Below are 20977 nucleotides of genomic sequence, written 5' to 3' on the forward strand. Positions count from 1 at the left end.
GTCAGTGGAAGTCGATCATGCTCTGTTCATGAGATTCGAGGGATGTCGGATGGTCCGGGATTCCAAAGGGGCTGATTTATGTTAAAATAGTTGAGAATTGAAGCAGATCACTGGGAGCGGACCGAACGGTTGGGAGGGTCTGTCTCGATGATTTGAGCTCCGGGTGATGCATTGCCCGGACCGGAAGGGGAGAAGTACCTTGGAACTGAGCAATAAGGACATCCAGCGGATCCGCACCATGTCATACTTTGTGGAGGCCGTGCATCAGATCATTGAATCTGAAGGCATTGAAGCTGTCACGGTACGGAAAGTCAGCAAGCTGGCCGGCTATAATCCGGCGACTCTGTACAATTATTTTGAGAATCTGGATTACCTGGTGGGGTTTGCCTCGATCAAGTATCTCCAGGATTACCATCAAAGCCTGAAGCATGATGTGGAGCCCATCAAGGAACCAAGGGCGCGATTCCTGGCCATCTGGGAGTGCTTCTGCTTTTATTCCTTCGAGCGCCCGAAGATCTACGAAGCGTTGTTCTTTAAGACTCCGCGGTATTCCCTGTGCGAGTTCTTTGAGTTTTATTTCAAGATGTTTCCGGAGGAGCTCAATGAGCACACGGTGGATATTCAGGAAATGATGAAGGGCTGCAGCCTGCCAACCCGGAACATGTCGGTACTGGCACCGGTCATCGAAGCCCATCAGATCCGTTTGCCCCAGTCGGAACTGCTGCTGCTCAATGAAATGATGATCGCACTGTTCCGGGGCAAGCTTTCCGAATGCATTGTCTCAAACTGGGATAAGGATAAGCGGATCCGGGAAGGGAAGAAACTGGTGGCCTTTCTTGGCTGGCTCCTGGATCGATCGGTATCATTCAAATCATCCTAGCTATACAAATTTCAGCTGCTGGCGCAGCTGTTTTTTTGTTTTTTGGCAGGAAGCAAACGAGAATGAAAAATAAACTATTTTATAAAATAAACATGTTTACTTTCGGGAAAACGTTTAGTATACTGTCCTTAGCAACGAACATCGTCTGTATTCCAGGAGGGAAATTGTATGAAATTACAGCTGGCCAACTACCAGGTCCAGGACGTCGTATTCGGCGACCGGACATTCTTCAGCAAGGGCATTCTCACAATTAACAAAGAGGAAGCCATCCAGTACGTCAAAGAAGATGAGCACATCACCGAGTGTGACATCGAAATCGCAAGACCCGGGGATTCCACTCGAATCGTTCCGGTCAAGGAAGCCGTCGAGCCACGCGCTAAGACCGACGGACGTCCCGCCTTCCCGGGAGTAACCGGAGATGTGGTTCAGGTCGGCACTGGCCGGACGAACTGTCTGAAAGGGGTTTCCGTTCTGGGCGTAGGCATGCACTGGGGATCCTTCGGAGATGGTATTATCGATATGAGCGGAGAAGGCGCCAAGCTGACTCATTTCTCCCAGCTCATCAACATCTGCCTGGTGTGTGATACCGATGAGCTCTTTGAACAGAGAGAACAGCAGAAAAAGAACCACGCGCTGCGCTGGGCGACCCACCGGTTTGCCGAGTATCTGGCTTTCTCTGTGGGCCAGGAAACGGAAGATGAGCTGGTGACCTATGAACTGGGTTCTGTTCGTCAGAGGGAAGCAGCAGTGGAAAACCTGCCGGCTATTGTCTATGTCATGCAGCCCCAGTCCCAGATGGAAGAAATGGGCTACAATGCACTGCTCTACGGATGGGATTTAAACCATTTCATTCCCAGCCTGGTACACCCCAACGAAGTGCTGGACGGAGCCATGATTGACGGTTCCTTCATGCCTTGTTCCTCCAAGTGGTCTACCTTCGATTACCAGAATAATCCGGTGATCACGCGGTTGTACGAAGAACATGGCAAGACGCTGAATTTCCTCGGCGTGATCATGTCCAACCTGAACGTATCGCTGGAGCAGAAACAGCGTTCCGCACAGGCAGTAGCCAAGCTGGCGAATATTATCGGCGCAGATGGAGCGATCCTTACGGAAGAAGGCTACGGCAATCCGGACGCGGACTTCATTGCCTGCTTCGTTGAGCTGGAAAAAGCCGGCGTCAAAACGGTTGGACTTACCAACGAATGTACCGGCCGGGACGGCAAGAGCCAGCCGCTGGTTGCCCTGGATGTCCTGGCAGATGCCATTGTCTCCACCGGCAATGTCTCGGAGCTGATTGAGCTCCCGGCCATGGACCATGTCATCGGTGAGCTGGAAGCAGCCGGCCGCGACGGATTATCCGGCGGATGGGCCTACGATGAGCTTCTGGGACCGACAGTCCGCGAAGACGGCAGCATCATTATTGAAAACAACAGTACCTTCTGCGGTGACCGGATCATCGGATGGTCTCCCAAGACCATGAAAGAATTTTAGGAGGATCGGGAAATGAAAAAAGTTCTGTTATACCTGAATCAGTTTTTCGCCGGCATTGGCGGGGAAGATATGGCGGATGTCGCTCCGCAGTTCCGTGAAGACATCAAAGGTCCTGCACTGGCCTATAAAGCCATGCTGGGCAGCGACGCACAAATCATCGGCGCCATCATCTGCGGCGACAACTACATGGGATCCAATACCGAAGCGGCACTGGCAGAGATCGACGCTCTGCTGGAGGGCAAATCCTTCGATATCCTGCTGGCTGGGCCGGCATTCCAGGCAGGACGCTATGGCGTGGCCTGCGGAACCGTAGCCAGACATGTCCAGAATAAATATGGCGTTATGGCTGTTTCTTCCATGCATGAAGAAAATCCGGGTGTCGAGATGTTCAAGCAGGATCTCTACATCATGCCCGGCGGCAGAAGCGCAGCCTCCATGAAAGATGACGTTTCCGCCATTGTCGGTCTGGCCAAGCGCCTGCTGGCCGGTGAAACTCAGATTCTTCAGGAGGAAGGCGGTTTCTTCCTTCGCGGCATTCGTCACCAGGTATGGCTGCCGGAGGGACGTCCCGCTGTGGATCGCGTCATTGACATGCTGCTGAAAAAAGTCAATGGCGAAGCGTTTGAGACCGAACTGCCCATCCGCCTGAAGGAACGCGTTCCCGTGGCACCGGCCGTTCAGGATCTGACCAAGGCAAACGTTGCCCTCATTACCACCGGCGGAATTGTTCCGGTGGACAATCCGGACCGGATTCAGTCCGCTTCCGCAACCCGCTGGGGACGATACGACATCTCACAGATGGATCGTCTCAAGGGAGGAGAATTTAAAACCATCCATGCCGGATTTGACCCGGCTGCCGCTGATGCGGATCCCAATGTCATCATGCCCGTGGATGCCATGAAGCATTTTGAGAAAGAAGGCTTTATCGGCAGGCTTCACCCCTGGTTCTATTCCACCGTCGGAACCGGCACCACCGAAAATGAAGCTGCCCGCATGGCGAAGGAAATGATTCCATTCCTGAAAGAAGACGGCGTCACGGCCATCATCATGACCAGCACGTGAGGCACCTGCACACGTTGCGGTGCAACGATGGTCAAAGAACTTGAAAAAGCCGGATTCCCCATTGTTCAGATGTGCAACCTGATTCCGGTTGCTTCCACAGTGGGCGCAAATAAGATTGTACCTACCATTTCGATTCCCTATCCGCTCGGAGATCCTGCGACCTCCGCGGAAGCTCAGTGGAAGCTGCGCCTTTCCAGAGTCCGGACTGCCCTTGAAGCTCTGACGGATGACATTTCCGAACAGAAGATCTATGCGGTGAAGTAAAATGGAAAAGGATCGCCAGGGCTCACTGGCCCCCAAACAAGACAATACGGTATACTTCGTTTCCCTGGTTATCGTCCTGGCGATTTCTGCCGCAGGGCTGCTGTTCAGCGGTCCCTTCGGCAAGTCCATGGATACGATACTCCAGTTCCTGCAGGTTCATTTCGGCTGGCTCTATCTCTTTGCCATGCTGGCCTTCGTCGTTGTGGCGCTGGGCATCGCCTTCTCCAAGTATGGCAAGCTGAAACTCGGACCGGATGACTCGGTGCCGGACTATTCCACCAAATCCTGGTTTGCCATGCTCTTTGGCGCCGGAATGGGAATTGGGCTGGTATTCTGGGGCATTGCGGAACCTCTGTCCCATCTGGTAGCTCCCATGGGCCTGGAACCAGGCTCCAATGAAGCGGCAACCTTTGCCATTCAGGCCTCGTTCAAGCACTGGGGCTTCCACCCTTGGGCGAACTACACCATCATCGGTCTGGCACTGGGATACTTCCAGTTCCGCAAAGGCTATCCCGGGCTGATCAGCTCCATCTTTGTCCCCCTGATCGGAGAAAAAGGCGTGCGCGGCCCCATCGGAAAGCTCATCGATATCCTGGCGGTCTTTGCCACTGTAGCCGGTGTTGCCACCTCCCTGGGACTGGGCACGATGCAGATCAATTCAGGCCTGAACAAGGTCTTTGGCATTCCCAACAATTCGACGGTACAGCTCATCATCATCGCCATCATCACCGTCATTTTCATCTGGACGGCGGTGGCTGGCATTGAAAAGGGAATCGCGCTGTTGGGCGATATCAACCTGTACCTGGCAGGCGCCCTGCTGGTGGCCAGCTTCCTGGTCGGACCCAAGCTCCTTACACTGAACACCTTCACGGAAGGGATGGGTGCCTATATACAGAACTTCATTTCTGATTCACTCCATCTGAACCTGTTGGGAGACAATGGCTGGATCAATGGCTGGACGGTCTTCTACTGGGCCTGGTGGATTGCCTGGGCACCGTTTGTCGGATCATTTATTGCCCGGATCTCCCGCGGCCGGACCTTCAAGGAATTCATCCTGGGCGTTACGGTGGCCCCCGCCGTGACCTCCATGGTCTGGTTTGCCATTTTTGGTGCCATGGGCATCGATATGAAGAACAAGATCGGGCTCGAGAAAATGGCGGAAATCGCCAAAGTTCCGGAAACGGCACTGTTCGAAGTCTTCTCCCAGTATCCGCTGGGACAGGTCCTGTCCTTCATCGCCATCTTCCTGCTCATCACCTTCTTTGTTACCTCGGCCAACTCAGCCACCTTTGTGCTGGGAATGTTCACCCAAGGCGGAGACCTCAATCCTTCCAACAGCAAGAAGATTACCTGGGGACTGATTCAGTCCGCGCTGGCGACCTCACTGCTTCTGGCAGGCGGCCTGGTTCCGCTTCAGACCGCTTCGGTTATCGCAGCTTTCCCCTTTATCTTTATCATGTTCTTCGCCATTGCCTCTCTGTTCAAGGCTCTGCGCGAGGAAACACTCTAGCACTTCAGAACGCACCGGAAAGTCAAAGCCGGAGACAACCGTTCTGAATGAATAAAGGAGCAGCCGGCCCGGGAAGACTTCCCAGGCCGGTTTACTCATTCAGGATATGATTTAATCTGTTCTTGGCTGGCTTTATGCACTCCTCCAAGGATTTCTTTGCACTCAGCCGAAGGCCTGAGCTGTCTCAGTTTTCAGTTGATGTTGATGTTGATGTTCCGGCAGTTATCCAGAAAAGGAACTTGCACAGCCGATCGTGAGCCATGGAATTTACTTTTTCAATTAAGGTTCGGGCACGGAGTTCCATGCCCTGCAGATTTCCTATTGACGAATGCGCTCAAACAGTGGTATGATAAATTCCGTTACCACGGCCCCATGGTCAAGCGGTCAAGACGCTAGCCTCTCACGCTGGAATCAGGAGTTCGATTCTCCTTGGGGTCACCATAATAACGAAATGGAAGCAATCAATTGATTGCTTCCATTATTTCATTGCTTTCATTTTTTTAGGAGCTAGGTCATTACCCCGTGAGGGCACAGGAATTGATTCCGGCTGCTACTTGCTGTCCTTCTCCATAGCGGTCAGGACTTTCTGGTAGATGTCCCGGATGCTGGGAAAGATCTCGCCGCTGGTTTCCAGGGTGGGGATGGAAACCAGCTCTGCGCCGGTTTCCCGGGCCAGCGTTTCGGAGACTTTGGGAGAGGCGGTTTCTTCCACAAAGATGGTGGTAATCCGGTGTTCTTTGACAAAATCCACCAGCTCTTTGATTTTCTGAGGGGTAGGTTCTCCTTCGCCGAAGGGGCCTTCCACCGCCATTTGCTCCAGACCGATGGAGCGGGTCAGGTAACCGAAGGCCTCATGACCGGTGACAAAGGCTTTCCCCTGATAGGCGACGAATTTGGGATGGAATTCATTGGCGAGGGCATCGGCTTCCGTATTGAACTTCTTCAGATTCTCCTCGAAATCGGACTTATGCTCGGGAGCAATCAGAGTCAGTGCCGTCGCTGTATTGGCAGCCATCAGTTTTAACTCGGGCAGACCCAGCCAGACATGGGGATCCACTTCCCCCTCATGGGTGTGATCTTCACCCTCTTCATGTTCATGGCCTTCGTCCAGGGGAATGTAATCCAGCCCGTCTCCCAAAACCATGAGCTTGGTAGCGCCCGTAATGGCACCGTCCGTGGCCCATGGTTCCATGCCCAGGCCGTTAATGAAGAGCACCTTGGCTTCCTTTAACTTTGCCATGTCCTTCGCCGTGGGTTCAAAGTCGTGAGCATCCACTCCCGGCTTAACAAACATCGTAGTCTCCACCAGATCTCCGCCAATGGCTTTGACCAGCTGATCGATGGGGTGGATCGAGGTCATGACCTGAATCTTTTCAGCAGACTCGGACGCAGTGGAACCGGATGTGGTGGAACTGGACGTAGTTTGGTTCTGGGGCTGAGCGGGGGTGCATCCCGCAATGAGTAAAAGGGCGAGCAGCCCTGGTAATATTTTTTTCATAAGATCCTCCTGACAAATGCGAATGATTTGCATTTACATCTTAATATTCGATTGGATCAATGTCAACTTGTCAGAGGTGAATTTTTCATGAAGAGAATATGGCATCAGGATTCAGCCGGTCTTTTCTTTATGGTCGGCGGACATGACCTTCTTCCGATCACAAGGGAATGAGATATCCGGTATGAATCGAAAAATGATATAATATCCAACGGAAAGAAGAGGATAAAATGATTTTTGACAAGCCAACCAAAGAAGTGGTGTTCCTGCGCCGGCCCAATCGCTTTCAGGCTTACATCGAGCTGGAAGGAGAAGAGGTACTGGTTCATGTGCCGAATACCGGTCGCCTGCGCGAGATCCTGATCCCGGGCTGCCGGGCTCTGATCCGGTATGAATCCGGAGCAAAGCGAAAGACCGCTCATTCTCTTATTGGTGCCTGGAAAGGGAACCAGCTGATTAATTTTGATTCGCAGATCCCTAACCGGGTGGTGGAAGAAGCCCTGCTGGAGCGAAGAATCCCGCACCTGGCGGAGTATACCCAGGTCACCCGGGAAAAGACCTTCGGCAAGTCCCGGTTTGACTTTAAGCTGAGCCGGCCGGATGCCCCGGATTACTATCTGGAAGTCAAAGGGGTCACGCTGGAAGGGGATGGCGTTGTCTCATTTCCCGATGCGGTGACGGAACGGGGGGCGCGTCATCTGAGAGAACTGGTGGAAGCCCGGAATGCCGGGTTTGGGGCGGGATTGATCTTTCTGGTCCAGCTGGAAAATGCCAGTTACTTTACCCCGAATGCCGCCATGGACCCATATTTTGCGGAATCGCTGCGTTATGCAATGGAACATCAGGTAGAAGTTGCGGCATATACCTGTCGGACTACCACTGAGTCACTGACCCTGGATCAGGCGATCCCGGTTCGAATAGAAGGAGAATAAAATGAATGAACGAAACGAAGCACTGGACAGCGCTCTGAAAAACTGCCGGCACTGCCCGCTGTATGGCAAGTCCTGCGAAGGCCATGCCACGGACTGTCTGTGCCTGCGCTGCCCCAGAAATCTGGGCCAGTGCATCAAAGTGAAATATTGCCGTGAGACGGAGTCAGTCCTTGATTTTACGGAAGCACCGGAGCTGCTTTCCGAAACGGATCTGAATTCTCAGCTGGAGCTTTATTTCAAGCGGATGGAGTAAGCCGATGAATGAAATTTTTTCAAGAACGCGCATGCTGGTAGGGAGCCAGGGCATGGATCGGCTCAAAGCCGCCAAGGTTGTTGTGCTTGGTCTGGGCGGCGTCGGTGGAGCCTGCGCGGAGACATTGGTCCGCAGCGGGATTGGCACGCTGATCATTGCGGATCATGATGTGGTGACTCTTTCGAACTTGAATCGGCAGATCATTGCTACCATGGAAACCATCGGGATGAGAAAGACACAGGCTGCCAAAGCCCGGCTTTTATCAATACACCCGGAGTGTCAGGTCATCGAAAAAGATGAGTTCATCCTGATGGATACACTGCCCGGCATCATTCCGCCGGATGCGGATTATGTGATCGACTGCATCGACACGGTCACTGCGAAGCTGGATGTTGCGCAATGGTGCCATAAGAAGGGAATTCCTCTGATCTCCAGCATGGGGGCAGGAAACAAACTGGATCCAACCCAGCTAGTTTTTACCGACATCTATAAAACGAACGTCTGTCCCCTGGCGAAAGTCATGAGACGGGAACTGAAAAAACGCGGAGTACCGACCCTGGATGTGCTGTATTCGGAAGAAGCAGCGCTGGAGCCGGAGGATGAGATGATTTCCTCCGTTCAGGATGCCATTCAGAGTGAATTAAAGCCCAAGCGGAAAACCCCGGGATCCGTGGCATTTGTGCCGCCGGTCGCTGGAATGATGCTGGCCGGCTATGTTATAAGAAAATTGACCGGCCGATAAGGACCGGTCAATTTTCGATTCATCGCAGTCTCCTTGTGTGCGATCGGAAGAAGCCGGGATATCCCGGCGGGAGTGTCATGGGGAACAGGACGAACAGGACGAACAGGCGTTGGCCTGGAGGGAAGGATGTTGTGGTCTGGAGATGCCTTCTGATTTCAAAAACCGGCTGGATCAGCGAAACTGATTCGTCTCCGGGTGATAGACGAAGCCTTGCTGTTCCATATACCTGGAAAACTGATCCAGATCAAGGGCCTGATCCTCACAGAAATCAGTCAGTGAGGAATTGGTGACCCGCAGCCGCGCATTGACGATGCTGTACAGAATGTTCGGATCCATGGTTTGAAAGTTTTTCAGATCCATATTTATTCACCTTCCGATCCCGTTTTTTAATTTCAGTATATTATAATATTCATTGATAGCAAAAGTATGGAGGAAAATTCATGTTAAGTTTTCAAAAAACCCGCATCGGTGCCCTGGAACTGAGAAACCGCATTGTGATGGCCCCCATGTGTATGAACAGTGCCGATGAAGAGGGTCATGTCAGGAATTTCCATGTCATCCATTATGGCAACGCAGCCATTGGGGGACTGGGGCTGATTCTGGTGGAAGCGACTGCGGTAACGCCGGAAGGCCGCATACTGGGACATGATCTGGGGATCTGGAATGATTCACATCTGCCGGGTCATCAGAAAATCGTGGAAGTTGCGCATGAATTTGGTGCGAAGATCGGAATTCAACTTGCGCATGCCGGCCGCAAATGTGCCATTCCCGGCATGGAAATTCTGGCTCCTTCCGCCATCGCCTTTGATGAGACGTATGAGCTTCCGACCGCCCTGGATCAGGCCGGGATCAGCCGAATCCGGGCAGCGTTCACCGACGGAGCCCGGCGGGCGGTGGAAGCAGGCTATGATCTCATCGAAATCCATGCGGCTCACGGCTACCTGCTTCATGAATTCCTCTCCCCATTGTCCAATCATCGAACCGATGAATACGGCGGATCCCGGGAGAATCGGGCAAGGCTCCTGATGGAAGTGATCGGGGATATCCGGGAAGTCATTCCGCGGGAGATGCCTCTGATTGTCCGGATCTCCGCCACGGATTATTATGAAGGCGGCATTGATCTGGAAGAAATGGTGGAGCTGGTAAATCTGTTCAAGCCATTGATCGATATGGTTCATGTGTCTTCCGGAGCCCTGGTTGCCCAGGCGAAGGTCAGCTCCTACCCCGGCTACCAGGTGCCGCTTTCCGAAGCCATCCGGTCCCGGTGCGGAGTTCCCACCATCGCGGTGGGGCTGATCACGAAAATGGAGCAGATTGAGGAAATTTTGAACAGCGGCCGGGCCGATCTGGTTTCCCTGGGACGAGTTCTGCTGCGGCATCCTTATTTCCTTTTGAATAAAGCAGAAGGCGAAGTGGAGATCCCGTATGCCATCCAGCGGGGATTTCCCTTCCTGCGCAAGCGAAAATAGGCCGATGGACTTGGGCTGGCTATGATCGGGAATTTTGAGAAAGACCAGCGGGGGTCAACGAACCCCGTCCATGAGATGCCTTACCCCGAAACAGGGAATAAAAGCGAAAGGAGCATCCAATGATCAGTCTGACATATGCGGATATTGCCATTCGTCTGGGTGTGGCCATCCTGACCGGCGGCATGGTGGGATACGAGCGGGAAAAGAAGGGACGGGATGCTGGGTTTCGCACCCATATCCTTGTGGCTGTAGGTGCTTGTCTGTTCGCTCTGATTGAACTGGAAACGGCTATTGCGGTTTTGAAAATCATCGGCACCCAGGAGGGGGCCTCCCAGGTCCTGAACTTCAGTGTGCACCGGCTGACTGCCCAGGTGGTCAGCGGCATCGGTTTTCTGGGGGCCGGGACGATCATGCTGACCAAGCGAAGCATCAAGGGCCTCACCACGGCTGCCTCCATCTGGGTCTGCGCGGCCCTGGGCATTGCCTCCGGCATGGGGTACTACGTCATCGCCGGTGCCGGCGCTCTGGTCATACTGCTCACCCTGGTTGTGGTCAAACGGATTTTTTCATTCCCCCACATGAAAAAGCTCACCATTGCCTTTGATGGCTCCGATGAGCTGATGAAACAGGTGGAGAACCTGCTCCGGCAGAGCAATGTAAGAATCCTGGGAACCGACACCAAGATTAAGCTGGAAGAGGAAACTGCCGAGTATCTGGTTGAGTACCATATCGATGCCCGTCACATAGCGGATTGCGCAGAATTTCTTCGCTCCGTCCATTCCATGGGACCATTCCGGCAGGTTCTGCTTCAGGATCTGGGGGATGATTTTTAGCAGTCAATTCAGGTTTGCTTCAATTGAGGCCGAACCGTCTGATATGAAAGAATAAACCACCGTCCATCGGCCGGGTTGTCGTCAGGGGCTTGTACAGAGCCTGAATCTGGCGGCGACCGGTCTGGGGCGGTGGTTTTTGCTTTATTCGGATTCGTGCTCTGCGAATGTCTCATCCGACGGATCATCCAGATCATTGAGATATCGGTACAGGGCCGGAGCATAGTTCAGCTTAAGGATCAGATTCAGAATTTCAGCCTCCGCCCGATCACTCCGTCGGCCGGTCCGACTGGCCCGGATCATCAGGTTCTTCGGAGTTTCCAGAGGTGAGATATACTCCATAATGGTGGTGTCGTAGCCTTCCTGTTCGAGAAGCAGACAGCGAACACCGTCGGTGAGGACATCGGCCAAGCGGCGCTTGAGGATTCCGTGCTTCAGCATGGATTCAAACGGCTCATAGCTGAACTTGCGATTCATTTCAGCATGGCAGCAGGGAACGGCGATGATCAGATCCGCCTTGTTGCGGATTCCGAAGTTCAGTGCCAGATCCGTGGCGGTATCGCAGGCATGGAGGCTCATCACGATGTCGGGCCGCTGTCTGGTTGTCAGCGTTCGGATATCCCCCTGGATAAAGGTCATGTTGCGATAACCAAGGCGATCAGCCATTTGGCGCGATGTTTCAATCACTTTTTCTGAAATGTCGATGCCGGTGAAGGTGGTTTTGATTTTCATGACCTCGGTCATGTAGTAATTCAGGACAAAGGACAGGTAGGATTTGCCGCAGCCGCAGTCGACGACATGGACCGTGTGCTTGGCATTGCGGAATTTCTCCAGATCCTTCTGCAGAATCTCCACATAGTGGTCGATCTGACTGTATTTGCGAATTTTGTCATTGCGCAGTTTCCCGTCCTGGGTCAGGATGTCGAGTTCTGTCAGCAGAGCCCGGGCTTTCTGATGGTTGATCAGATAGGTTCGGTTCAGCAACGGGGAGGTTTCCGGAAGTTTCGCCGGCTCAGCAGTGATTTCACGGTTCTTGACCCGTACATCCCGGTCGTCGGCTTCTATCTCCATGACCGATCCGCGTTCCTCGTAGATCAGCTTCAGGGAATCATAAGCCGGAGCCTCGGCCAGAACGCGATCCAGGATGGCTTTCATCCCCAGGGTTTCGGCGGCTCCCTTGAAATGGTAGCGCAGACCATCCCGGGCTTCGACTTTGCCGGGGAAGGATTTCAGTCCGGATTTAAAGGAAAACCGGATCTCTTTAAAGAGGGCTTCGTTTTCCGCATAGCGGGTGACGAGCCCGGAAAAAAACAGGTTCAGTTTCTGGATGGTTTTTTGATTCATTTTTTATTCTTTCCCGGCTGATTGCGCGGATCAAATTTAGCATAGCCGGCCGCGAAGTCGCTGGCAGTGATTTTTCCTGCCAGTTCGGCTATCAGGTCATAGGGGATGTGCTCTGGTTTTTTAAAGCGCAGGCAGCTTTTGCCTGCATCCAGTTTTCGGCCGTAACGAGTTTCATACTCTGACCGAAACCATTCCATCAGTTCGTCCTCTTCACCATAAATCCCCATATGGTAAACGGCGTAAAAGTTTTTTTGAGCGGCGATGCCCATAAAAGGAAGCGGTACTCCCGGAGTGCAGTGATATCCTCCCGGGTAGACCGACAGCGGGACAACCCAGCCCATCATGCCATATTGCATCATTTCCTCAAAATCATCCGGAATATGTTCCGCAATCACCTGACGCAGCTTCATCATGACGATCTGGCGCTCCGGCGGCAATTCGGCAATGTACTGATCAGGAGTAACAGCCTGGCTGATCATTTTCATCTCTCCTTATTTTTTATAGATTCAGAACGGATCGGCAGAGGCAGGATTTTCTGATTATGCAGCGATCCTGAAAAGAGCCCCTGGATAAGTCGTATCTTCCAGAGGGGAAATGGCTGTAATCATTGTGTGCCAATGATTACAGCCATATTGATTGTGAAAATGTAGCCATACATTTTAATCGAAATCCATTGATATGTAATCGATATAAGTGTATAATAATACTATACAGTTCAATGGTGAGGTGTCTTATGAAATCGTCGAGTGATAAAAAGTCTTCACGACTGCATTTAGAGATCCAAACCCATCGTTCAAATCCGTATGGTCTCATCCGCTCTTCCTACAGGGAGAACGGTGTCATTAAGCACGAAACGCTATCCCGGATCACTGGCGTTCCCTTGGCCACGTTGAAACTCATCCAGGCTGCTTTTCAAGGCAATGTCGTCTTGAAATCAGACTTTAAAATCCTCAACTCCAAGGAGTATGGGGCTTCGTTTGCATTGCGCCAGATCGCCAGATCCACCGGACTCGACAAGATCATCTACTCCCGCCCGGCTGAGCCGTGGGTGCAGGATGTTATGGCTATGATAGTCGGCCGCGTCATCTATGCGGGCAGCAAGCTGTCCCTTACCCGAGTGGGCTCTTTCAGCTCGCTGTGGGAACTGTGCGGTGTGACTGACACGAATATCGATGTCAACCATCACTGCTACAGCCCCATGGATCGTCTCATGGAGCGCAAGGACATCATCCAGAAGAAACTGGCACAAAAGCATCTGACCCAGCGCAGTGTAATCCTCTATGACATCACCAGTACCTATTTTGAAGGAAAATATTCAAACAGCAAAATGATCACCTACGGCTACAACCGTGATAAAAAAAGAGGCCATGAACAAATCGTCATCGGCCTTATTTGCAGTCAGGATGGGTGCCCCATAGCTGTCGAGGTCTTCCGGGGAAACACCAAGGATGAGACGACCGTATCGGCGAAGATCCTCGAGATCAAAGAAAAGTATGGAGTTGAGAATGCCATCTTCGTGGGTGACCGTGGGATGATCACAAAGGCGCAGTTTGAGAAAATCCAAACCCAGGAAGCCTTCCAAATCCATACGATTTCAGCCCTGACCCATTCCCAGATCGAGAAGCTCTGCGAACGGGAAGATGTGCAGCTGTCGATGTTCGATGAGAAGAATATCGTCGAAGTGGTGGACCCTGAAAAGGGAATCCGGTATGGCTTGTGCAAGAACAACGCCCGCGCGGCCGATGAGGGGCAGACTCGCCGTGCATTACTGGAAAAGACCCGTATTGAGCTGGATAAGATCGCCAGAGGCAAGCGCAAAGTTGATGATGGCGACTTGGGGATCCGGGTAGGCAAGGTTATCAATAAGTTCAAAGTCGGTAAATTCGTGCAGTCTACCATCATCGACGGAACCTTCTCCTGGTCCTTCGACGAAGCCAAAATCCGGGAAGAAGAGCAGTTTGACGGCTGTTATGTCATTTTCACAAGTGTGCCGAAAGAAGATATGGAGATCGAGGAAGTAGTCAGGAGCTATCGGAAACTGATCAATGTTGAACAGGCCTTCCGCAACCTGAAGACAGTGCAACTCGACATCAGACCGGTATTCCACAAAACTGATAACCGAGTGGATTGCCATGTCTTTGTGTGTATGCTTGCCTACTACCTGATGTGGAACATGAAGCAGCGCATCAAACCGCTGATGGAAAGCGATGTTGAGGGAAAAAACAAAGAATATACCTTTGACTATGTCATCGAAGTTCTCAAATCGATCCGCAAAGAAATCGTCGAATTCAGCGGCGTGGAGAGCGAAGTCATCTCCGAACTCAGCGAAGAGCAGAGAAAGATTGCGGAACTGCTGGAAATCAAGTTTTGACCATACATTGGAAATTGAAAAAGTGCCTCAAAGCAAGAGGCACCAATCAATTTTGAGGTTTTTTTTCTGGAAGATACGATAAGTGTCCGTGGAACAGGCTTTCAGCCCAATGGAGGGCGGGGGCCGCGGGATCAAGAGTGAGCCTCCGGCCATTGCGGGCAGGAGTCAGGGATCCTTCGGTACTTCCATTATATCTGAATCAGTCGGTCAGACCTATTGGAGATTGGGTGAAGTTCGTGATAACATTTTAAGAACAGGATCAGACCGTGAAATCAATGGATTCTGAGGAAGGCGAAGTCATGACACTGGTACATATTGAGGAACAACAGCATTCACAGGGACGGGAATATGTGATTTCAGACAAAAACAGAATACAGTTTGCCCGTTTCTTTATTTTGGAAGCAGATAAACAACGCAAGCACGTCCTGCTTCGGCTGCGTTTTCAGCGCATGGCCGATGATGAGGAAATGACGGAGCTGCTGACCAAGATCTATTCGGCATTCACCAAGCGGGGGGATTATTTCAAGATCTCCATCATCACATCGGATGATATCAATGTCCGCCCCTTTTCCCGGCTCGGATTCATGCTGGAAGGCGTCCTGCAGGATCACGTTTACCGCGATGCGGAAATCCGGGATGAGTACGTGTTCGGCGTGACAGCCCTAAGGTTTCGGCTGGTCAGACAGCCCAAGCTGCTGGAGGTGCCGGGCGAACGGATCTGCCTGAAACTGGTCGGACCGGAGGATGCTCAGCTCTACCTCGATTATTATCGCAAAAACAAGGAGTTTCTGGCGGATTTTGAACCCTATAAGGAGGATAGTTTTTTCACTCTGGAAGGGCAGAAGCAGGAACTCACGGAACGGTATCTCCAGTATCTGAATGGCAGCACCATAAATTTCGGAATCTTTCAGGGAATGGAACTCATCGGCAAAATCCGACTGTCCAACATCATACCGGGGTCCTTCAAATGCGCGACGATTGGCTATGCGCTGTCCCATGACCGGCAGAACCAGGGGTTCATGAGCGAAGCGGTTGGCCTGATCTGCCAGTATGCCTTTACGGAAATGGGGCTGCACCGGCTGGAAGCAGCGACGCTTCTGGATAATGTCAGGTCGCAGCATGTTCTGCTTAATAATGGCTTTGAGCTGTTGGGATTGAATCCGAAATACCTTCAGATCAACGGGAAGTGGCAGGATCATTATACATACTATCTGCTCAAGGAAAACTGGGAGAAGCTCTGCCCGGCGAATGCCGACCTCAACGCAAGGCAGCGCTGATCCGGCGGACCCGCTCGGATTTCAAAACGATGAAGCTCATCAAAAGAGAATTCAAATAAGAAACGATGATATTGCAGATAACCCGAACCAGATGAGTTTTAATCAAGGTTTTGTGCAGTGCCTGTCCGGTGCTGCAGGAGAGCAGCGAACCCTGAAAAGGTGCAGGGGCTCCTGTGATATAATGAATCGAGAAACAGGATCAGAATCCAAACGATCCAATCGATACGAAAATACGAAAACATACAATCGAAAGATGGAGGAACCAAATGACCTACAACGGCATGATTATATTCGGTGAAATGGGATCAGGCAAAGATACGCTGGCGGACCGGATTATTGAGGCGGACGGACGTTTTAAGAAGTACGGACTGGGCGATATTATTCGACTCATTAAAAAGGTCAGTACCGTGGATCCTGCCTGGTTTGGCAACGAGAGAACCTTCATGCAGCTGGCTGCCGATAAGCTGAGAGAAATTGACATGGATATCCTGAATCATTTTGCTCTGGCAAAAATGCTGGAAGAAAATCTGGGGGACTTCACGTTGACCAAAGAAGCCTACCGGGAGGATCTCAACCGACTATTTGAAAAAATATTGCGTGACCATAATGTAATCCCCATGATTGTCGGCGGCAGAACCTGGAAAGACTATGATTACTGGACAAGTCGCGGGTTCCTGGCGGTGGGCATCGAAGTGGATGCTCACAAGCGGATGGAACGTCTGGTGCTGCGTGATGGACAGGAAGTAGCGGAAAAATCGGACAGCACACATAATACAGAAAAGGATGTCCGGGAAATTATTGAACGCTGCGAATTGAAAGTCGACAATAATGGTTCATTGGAAGATCTGGACCGGGAAGTGGAACGCGTCACCCAGTATTTTTTTAAAGCCTGATGACCATGGCCGCGAAATCCAGCGACCGGCAATAACAGAGCAATCGGATGTTACAAAGCAGTTAACTTCACAACAAGTTTACCGCATGACCGCATCATGGCATGTTCTAAGAACCTCATAATCGATTAAGTGCTATAAGGCATACACAGCTAACAGGACATTACCGGCACATAAGACATATATAGCATTAAGGACATTACAGGCATGTAAGTCATTCAGGCATTACAGTCCTATATGCCCTATATGGCATTTAGGGCAAATAAGGCGTTTGCGGTGATAGGATCTGAATGCCTGAAACCGATCGGTACAGTTTTTAAAAGCTTGACCCGGGAGTCGAAAGACTCCCGGGTTTTTATGCCCATAATTCTAATATTTCTATATTGTATGAGGATTATAGGGGGAAGGAATTCGGATTCCGGAGGTAAGTCGAGTTATCAGTACAAACAGAATTGAATGAAAAAACCTCGGGTTAAACATTTTTTTGTAAATCTGTGTTATAATTTCGGATTGTGTGACTAAGAGAAAAGGAAGATTGAAATGATTACTGTAAATAATGTCTCTTTACGTTATGGAGGGCGAAAGCTCTTTGATGATGTCAATTTAAAATTCACCCCTGGAAACTGCTATGGTGTCATTGGAGCCAACGGTGCGGGGAAATCGACGTTTCTGAAGATTCTGTCCGGGGAGCTGGAGCCGAATACCGGTGAAGTCAGTCTGGGAAGCGGCATGCGGATGTCCGTGCTGAAGCAGGATCATCATGAGTTCGACCAGAACCGGGTGCTGGAAACCGTAATCCGCGGCAATGAAAAATTATATGCCATCATGGTGGAGAAGGATGAAATTTACGCAAAACCTGATTTCACCGATGAAGACGGCATGAGAGCGGCTGTCCTGGAGGGGGAGTTCGCTGATATGAACGGCTGGGAAGCGGAGGCAGAAGCTTCACTGCTGCTCCAGGGACTTGGTGTTGATACAGGCCTGCATGACAAGCTGCTCAGCGAGCTGGAGGATGATCAAAAGGTCAAAGTCCTTCTGGCCCAGGCTTTGTTCGGGAAACCCGGCATTCTGATCCTCGATGAGCCAACCAATAACCTGGATGTCCGGGCGATTACCTGGCTGGAAAACTTTTTGGCTGAGTTCGAAGGAACGGTGATTGTCGTTTCCCATGACCGGCATTTCCTCAATATGGTCTGTACCCATATCTGTGATGTAGATTTCGGGAAAATCAAGATTTACATGGGCAACTATGATTTCTGGTATGAATCCAGCCAGCTGATTCAGCAGCTGCTGCGGGACCAGAATAAAAAGAAGGAAGAAAAAATCCGTGACCTGCAGAACTTTATTGCCCGATTTAGTGCCAATGCCAGTAAGTCAAGACAGGCAACATCCCGTAAAAAACTGCTGGATAAAATCAGCCTGAATGATATTCCCACGACCTCCCGCCGGTATCCTTTCGTTGGTTTCAAGCCTGAACGGGAACCGGGCAATGATATCCTGTTTGTTACCGACCTTTCCAAGACCATTGAAGGGGAAAAGGTTCTGGATAAACTGAATCTGACGATTCTTCCAGGCGAGAAGGTCGCTTTTACCGGATCCGATGTCTCGATCACTACGCTGTTCCGGATCCTGGCTGGCGAAATGGAGCCGGATGAAGGGGATTTCCGTTTCGGCGTTACCATCACCCAAGCCTATTTCCCCAAGGACAATACGGATTATTTCAAGGATTGCGATCTTTCACTGGTTGACTGGATGCGCCAGTATTCCCAGGATCAGACCGAAACCTATATCCGGGGCTTCCTGGGCCGCATGCTGTTCTCGGGCGATGAGGCGTTGAAAGAGGCCAAGGTTCTCTCCGGCGGTGAAAAAGTTCGCTGCATGCTTTCCCGGATGATGCTGTCCTCGGCAAACCTGCTGATGCTGGATCAGCCAACCAATCATCTGGATCTTGAATCTATTACGGCAGTCAACGATGGCCTGATCAATTTCAAGGGAGTCATCCTGTTCACGTCTTATGACCATCAGTTTGTGCACACCATTGCGAACCGAATCATTGAACTGACGCCTTCCGGCATAGTGGACTTCCATGGCACCTACGATGAGTACCTGGAATCCAAGGAAATTTATAATTAACGTTGAATCACTCAGCTGCCGGCTGCCATCACCAGGCTGCCGTCACCCGGCGGCAATCACCCGAATGGCCGGTGTTATAATATGTTCATCTAAAAAACCGCAAGAGCAGCCGATGGCTGCTCTTGTGGTTTTCTTAGAAGAATGATGTTTGTTCACCCGGAGCCAGCTCAATTCTGAGACCTCGACCCCAGGGGCGAAGCTGTGACTGGATGGCCTTGAAGGGACGTTTCGGATTCAGATAATCCTTGAGGGAGGATTCTTCCAGAAGGACCGGCATCCGGGGATGAATCGACTGCATTTGCTGATCGGCATCCGTTGTGAGGATCACGAAGCGGCTTTTGGGCTGGCCTTCTTCCTGCCAGGTCCGGTACAGACCGGCCATGAAAAAGAAGGGGGCTTCAGTAGAAATGGAAAATTTCCGCTTATTGTTCCACTCGTAGAAAGCGCTGGCCGGTACCGCGCAGCGGTGGTCGTGGACCAGGGATCGAAACATCGGTTTTTCATCAATTGATTCGACGCGGCCGTTGAAGACCAGTTTCTTCTCCAGGGGGAATCCCCAGGTCTGGAGCTGGATGCCTTCCGGCGTCAGAACCGGAGCTTCACTGCCGGGGTAATAGTCACGGCCGGGCGAACTCAGATCCAGTTCATACCGTTTGTAGCGCTTGTCGATTTCCTCAATCAGCCGGTAGAATCCGATGATGTCCTTGGGGGAGATTTCGATTCGGAATCGGCCACACATGGCAATGTCTCCTTTGTTATTTTTTTACAGCCTTCTGGTACATATCGGCAATCTGGTTTCTGGACACTCGATCCGGGTGATTGGTCAGCTTTCCCTGATTGTTCAGCATATTGCGAGTGTAGACTCTGATTTCATCTTCGGTCAGGTCGAGCCGGTAGTCCACAATACGGTCAATATATGCCATCAGTTCTGCAGTTGACGCAAAGCCCAGAATGCTGAGCATGCGCGAAAGTTTCGCCTCATCACTGTAAAGCCCCAGATAGCCCTTGAAAATTGCTGCAGTCGCAAATCCATGCGGGATCTTTTTCTCATAGGTAAGCACGTACCCCAGCGCATGCGGGAGACTGGTGCCGGTCTGGGATATCACCATGCCGCCCATGGTCGAAGCCATCAGCAGCTGATCGATCTGATCCGGGCTCAGGCTCTTGCGGATGAAAGCTTCCTTCAATTCTCCGAACAAAGCCAATCCCTTTTCTGCGATGATGTCGGTCATGAGATTGGCATTGACATTCAGGTATCCTTCCACCAGGTGGCTGAATGCGTCAAAGGCATTATGCAGGATGCTGTTGAAGTCAGCGGTATAGATGTAGCGGGGATCCAGATAAGCCAGTTTCGGGAAACTTTCCTGACCAAAGTCCTTCTTAGTTCTCAGCTGATGGTCTGTCACAATGGAATAGGGTGTCACTTCACTGCCGGTTCCGGCTGTGGTTGGAACGGCAACAATCGGAATGGACCGGAGATTCTTCATGTTGAAGGCTTCGCGGGCAGAGATCCCGCGATGACGAAACAGTACGCCGATTGCCTTGGCTGCATCAATGGGTGAACCTTTTCCCAGGCCGACAATAAAGGAAATTCCTTCCCGTTCATTTTCGTTGAATGCCTGCTGAATCAGCTCAATCGTGGGGTTATCATCAATTCCGTCGAAAATTTTATAGCGGATGTTTTCTTTTTCCAGTGCAGTGATGACATCATCCAACGACCCGTTCAGTTTGCTGGAATTGACACCAGTGACAATGAGAGCCTTTTTACCAAGCCGTTTTAAGTAGTGACTGTGCTTGATCAGGCAGTTGGGTCCCTGGATCAATCGGGTTGGCAAATAGAACTGAAAATCATTTTCCAAGCAGATGCCCTCCTCATCTTATTGATATACATCAATTTTAACATAAGAAGTCTTGCAGTTCGGAGAAGACGAACGGAATCATGGAATTATTTAAAGGTTTACAACTTCGCCCTTATGGCAGTATAAAGAAGAACAGGAATAAGGAGGCAGGGAAATTTTTTTACTGAATGGT

At 51.2% G+C, this 20977-nt stretch carries 19 protein-coding genes and 1 tRNA gene; 14 read left to right on the top strand and 6 right to left on the bottom strand.

What is annotated here, in order from left to right:
- The first annotated feature begins 199 nt into the window (after nt 1-199).
- From P6M73_RS01485 to P6M73_RS01505, 5 genes are all read left to right on the top strand, one after another.
- A complete protein-coding gene (locus P6M73_RS01485) occupies nt 200-880 on the top strand; it encodes a TetR/AcrR family transcriptional regulator (protein WP_277854407.1) in 681 nt (226 codons plus the stop codon).
- A 168-nt stretch (nt 881-1048) separates the two neighbouring features.
- Nucleotides 1049-2374 carry a glycine/sarcosine/betaine reductase component B subunit gene (locus tag P6M73_RS01490; RefSeq protein ID WP_277854408.1) on the top strand — a complete coding sequence of 442 codons (1326 nt, stop codon included), beginning with the start codon at nt 1049-1051 and terminating at the stop codon, nt 2372-2374.
- A 12-nt stretch (nt 2375-2386) separates the two neighbouring features.
- Nucleotides 2387-3700 (top strand): glycine/betaine/sarcosine/D-proline family reductase selenoprotein B, encoded by a 1314-nt coding sequence (locus tag P6M73_RS01495; RefSeq protein ID WP_277854409.1) that lies wholly within the window; start codon nt 2387-2389, stop codon nt 3698-3700.
- Nucleotide 3701: 1 nt separating this feature from the next.
- Nucleotides 3702-5210 (top strand): glycine betaine uptake BCCT transporter, encoded by a 1509-nt coding sequence (locus P6M73_RS01500; RefSeq protein ID WP_277854410.1) that lies wholly within the window; start codon nt 3702-3704, stop codon nt 5208-5210.
- 366 nt (nt 5211-5576) lie between these two features.
- A tRNA-Glu gene (locus tag P6M73_RS01505) sits at nt 5577-5651 on the top strand.
- A gap of 109 nt (nt 5652-5760) precedes the next feature.
- Here the strand turns inward: P6M73_RS01505 and P6M73_RS01510 are convergent.
- A complete protein-coding gene (locus tag P6M73_RS01510) occupies nt 5761-6708 on the bottom strand; it encodes a metal ABC transporter substrate-binding protein (protein WP_277854411.1) in 948 nt (315 codons plus the stop codon).
- Between the two features lie 227 nt (nt 6709-6935).
- Between P6M73_RS01510 and sfsA the strand changes: the two genes are divergently transcribed.
- Genes sfsA through P6M73_RS01525 form a run of 3 tightly spaced genes read left to right on the top strand, consistent with a single transcriptional unit; the run spans nt 6936 to nt 8632 of the window.
- Nucleotides 6936-7637, top strand: a complete 702-nt coding sequence (gene sfsA, locus P6M73_RS01515; protein WP_277854412.1) for a DNA/RNA nuclease SfsA — start codon at nt 6936-6938, stop codon at nt 7635-7637.
- A gap of 1 nt (nt 7638) precedes the next feature.
- Nucleotides 7639-7890, top strand: coding sequence for a hypothetical protein (locus P6M73_RS01520; RefSeq protein WP_277855813.1), 252 nt, complete (start codon nt 7639-7641; stop codon nt 7888-7890).
- Nucleotides 7891-7894: 4 nt separating this feature from the next.
- Entirely contained in the window at nt 7895-8632 is a 738-nt protein-coding gene (locus P6M73_RS01525) for a tRNA threonylcarbamoyladenosine dehydratase (protein WP_277854413.1), read from the top strand.
- Nucleotides 8633-8803: 171 nt separating this feature from the next.
- On the opposite strand, the gene P6M73_RS01530 is transcribed toward P6M73_RS01525, so the two are convergent.
- Nucleotides 8804-8992 (bottom strand): DUF4250 domain-containing protein, encoded by a 189-nt coding sequence (locus tag P6M73_RS01530; protein WP_277854414.1) that lies wholly within the window; start codon nt 8990-8992, stop codon nt 8804-8806.
- Between the two features lie 80 nt (nt 8993-9072).
- Here P6M73_RS01530 and P6M73_RS01535 point away from each other — a divergent pair, with 80 nt between their 5' ends.
- Both P6M73_RS01535 and P6M73_RS01540 read left to right on the top strand, forming a co-directional pair.
- Nucleotides 9073-10101: an NADH:flavin oxidoreductase/NADH oxidase gene (locus tag P6M73_RS01535; protein WP_277854415.1), complete on the top strand. Its 1029-nt coding sequence runs from the start codon at nt 9073-9075 to the stop codon at nt 10099-10101.
- A gap of 119 nt (nt 10102-10220) precedes the next feature.
- On the top strand, nt 10221-10934 hold the full coding sequence (locus tag P6M73_RS01540; protein WP_277854416.1) for an MgtC/SapB family protein: 714 nt from the start codon (nt 10221-10223) through the stop codon (nt 10932-10934).
- 141 nt (nt 10935-11075) lie between these two features.
- Here P6M73_RS01540 and P6M73_RS01545 read toward each other — a convergent pair whose 3' ends face one another.
- Both P6M73_RS01545 and P6M73_RS01550 read right to left on the bottom strand, forming a co-directional pair.
- Nucleotides 11076-12275 carry a class I SAM-dependent methyltransferase gene (locus P6M73_RS01545; protein ID WP_277854417.1) on the bottom strand — a complete coding sequence of 400 codons (1200 nt, stop codon included), beginning with the start codon at nt 12273-12275 and terminating at the stop codon, nt 11076-11078.
- The gene (locus tag P6M73_RS01550; protein WP_277854418.1) at nt 12272-12754 is read right to left on the bottom strand and encodes a DUF1801 domain-containing protein; all 483 of its coding nucleotides are present in this window, start codon (nt 12752-12754) and stop codon (nt 12272-12274) included. The genes P6M73_RS01545 and P6M73_RS01550 overlap by 4 nt, the downstream gene beginning before the upstream one ends.
- A 254-nt stretch (nt 12755-13008) precedes the next feature.
- Here P6M73_RS01550 and P6M73_RS01555 point away from each other — a divergent pair, with 254 nt between their 5' ends.
- The 4 genes from P6M73_RS01555 to P6M73_RS01570 all read left to right on the top strand — a co-directional run bounded on the left by P6M73_RS01555 (nt 13009) and on the right by P6M73_RS01570 (nt 18946).
- On the top strand, nt 13009-14646 hold the full coding sequence (locus P6M73_RS01555; RefSeq protein WP_277853696.1) for an IS1634 family transposase: 1638 nt from the start codon (nt 13009-13011) through the stop codon (nt 14644-14646).
- Nucleotides 14647-14945: 299 nt separating this feature from the next.
- Nucleotides 14946-15923, top strand: coding sequence for a GNAT family N-acetyltransferase (locus P6M73_RS01560; RefSeq protein ID WP_277854419.1), 978 nt, complete (start codon nt 14946-14948; stop codon nt 15921-15923).
- Between the two features lie 266 nt (nt 15924-16189).
- Nucleotides 16190-16816 carry a hypothetical protein gene (locus P6M73_RS01565; RefSeq protein ID WP_277854420.1) on the top strand — a complete coding sequence of 209 codons (627 nt, stop codon included), beginning with the start codon at nt 16190-16192 and terminating at the stop codon, nt 16814-16816.
- Between the two features lie 537 nt (nt 16817-17353).
- A complete protein-coding gene (locus P6M73_RS01570) occupies nt 17354-18946 on the top strand; it encodes an ABC-F family ATP-binding cassette domain-containing protein (RefSeq protein ID WP_277854421.1) in 1593 nt (530 codons plus the stop codon).
- A gap of 133 nt (nt 18947-19079) precedes the next feature.
- On the opposite strand, the gene P6M73_RS01575 is transcribed toward P6M73_RS01570, so the two are convergent.
- Both P6M73_RS01575 and P6M73_RS01580 read right to left on the bottom strand, forming a co-directional pair.
- Nucleotides 19080-19685 (bottom strand): SOS response-associated peptidase, encoded by a 606-nt coding sequence (locus tag P6M73_RS01575; RefSeq protein ID WP_277854422.1) that lies wholly within the window; start codon nt 19683-19685, stop codon nt 19080-19082.
- 16 nt (nt 19686-19701) lie between these two features.
- Nucleotides 19702-20805 (bottom strand): iron-containing alcohol dehydrogenase family protein, encoded by a 1104-nt coding sequence (locus P6M73_RS01580; protein WP_277854423.1) that lies wholly within the window; start codon nt 20803-20805, stop codon nt 19702-19704.
- Nucleotides 20806-20977: the final 172 nt, after the last annotated feature.

It is taken from the genome of Anaerococcoides asporogena, assembly GCF_029590275.1.
Lineage (GTDB): Bacteria > Bacillota > Clostridia > Clostridiales > Clostridiaceae > JG1575.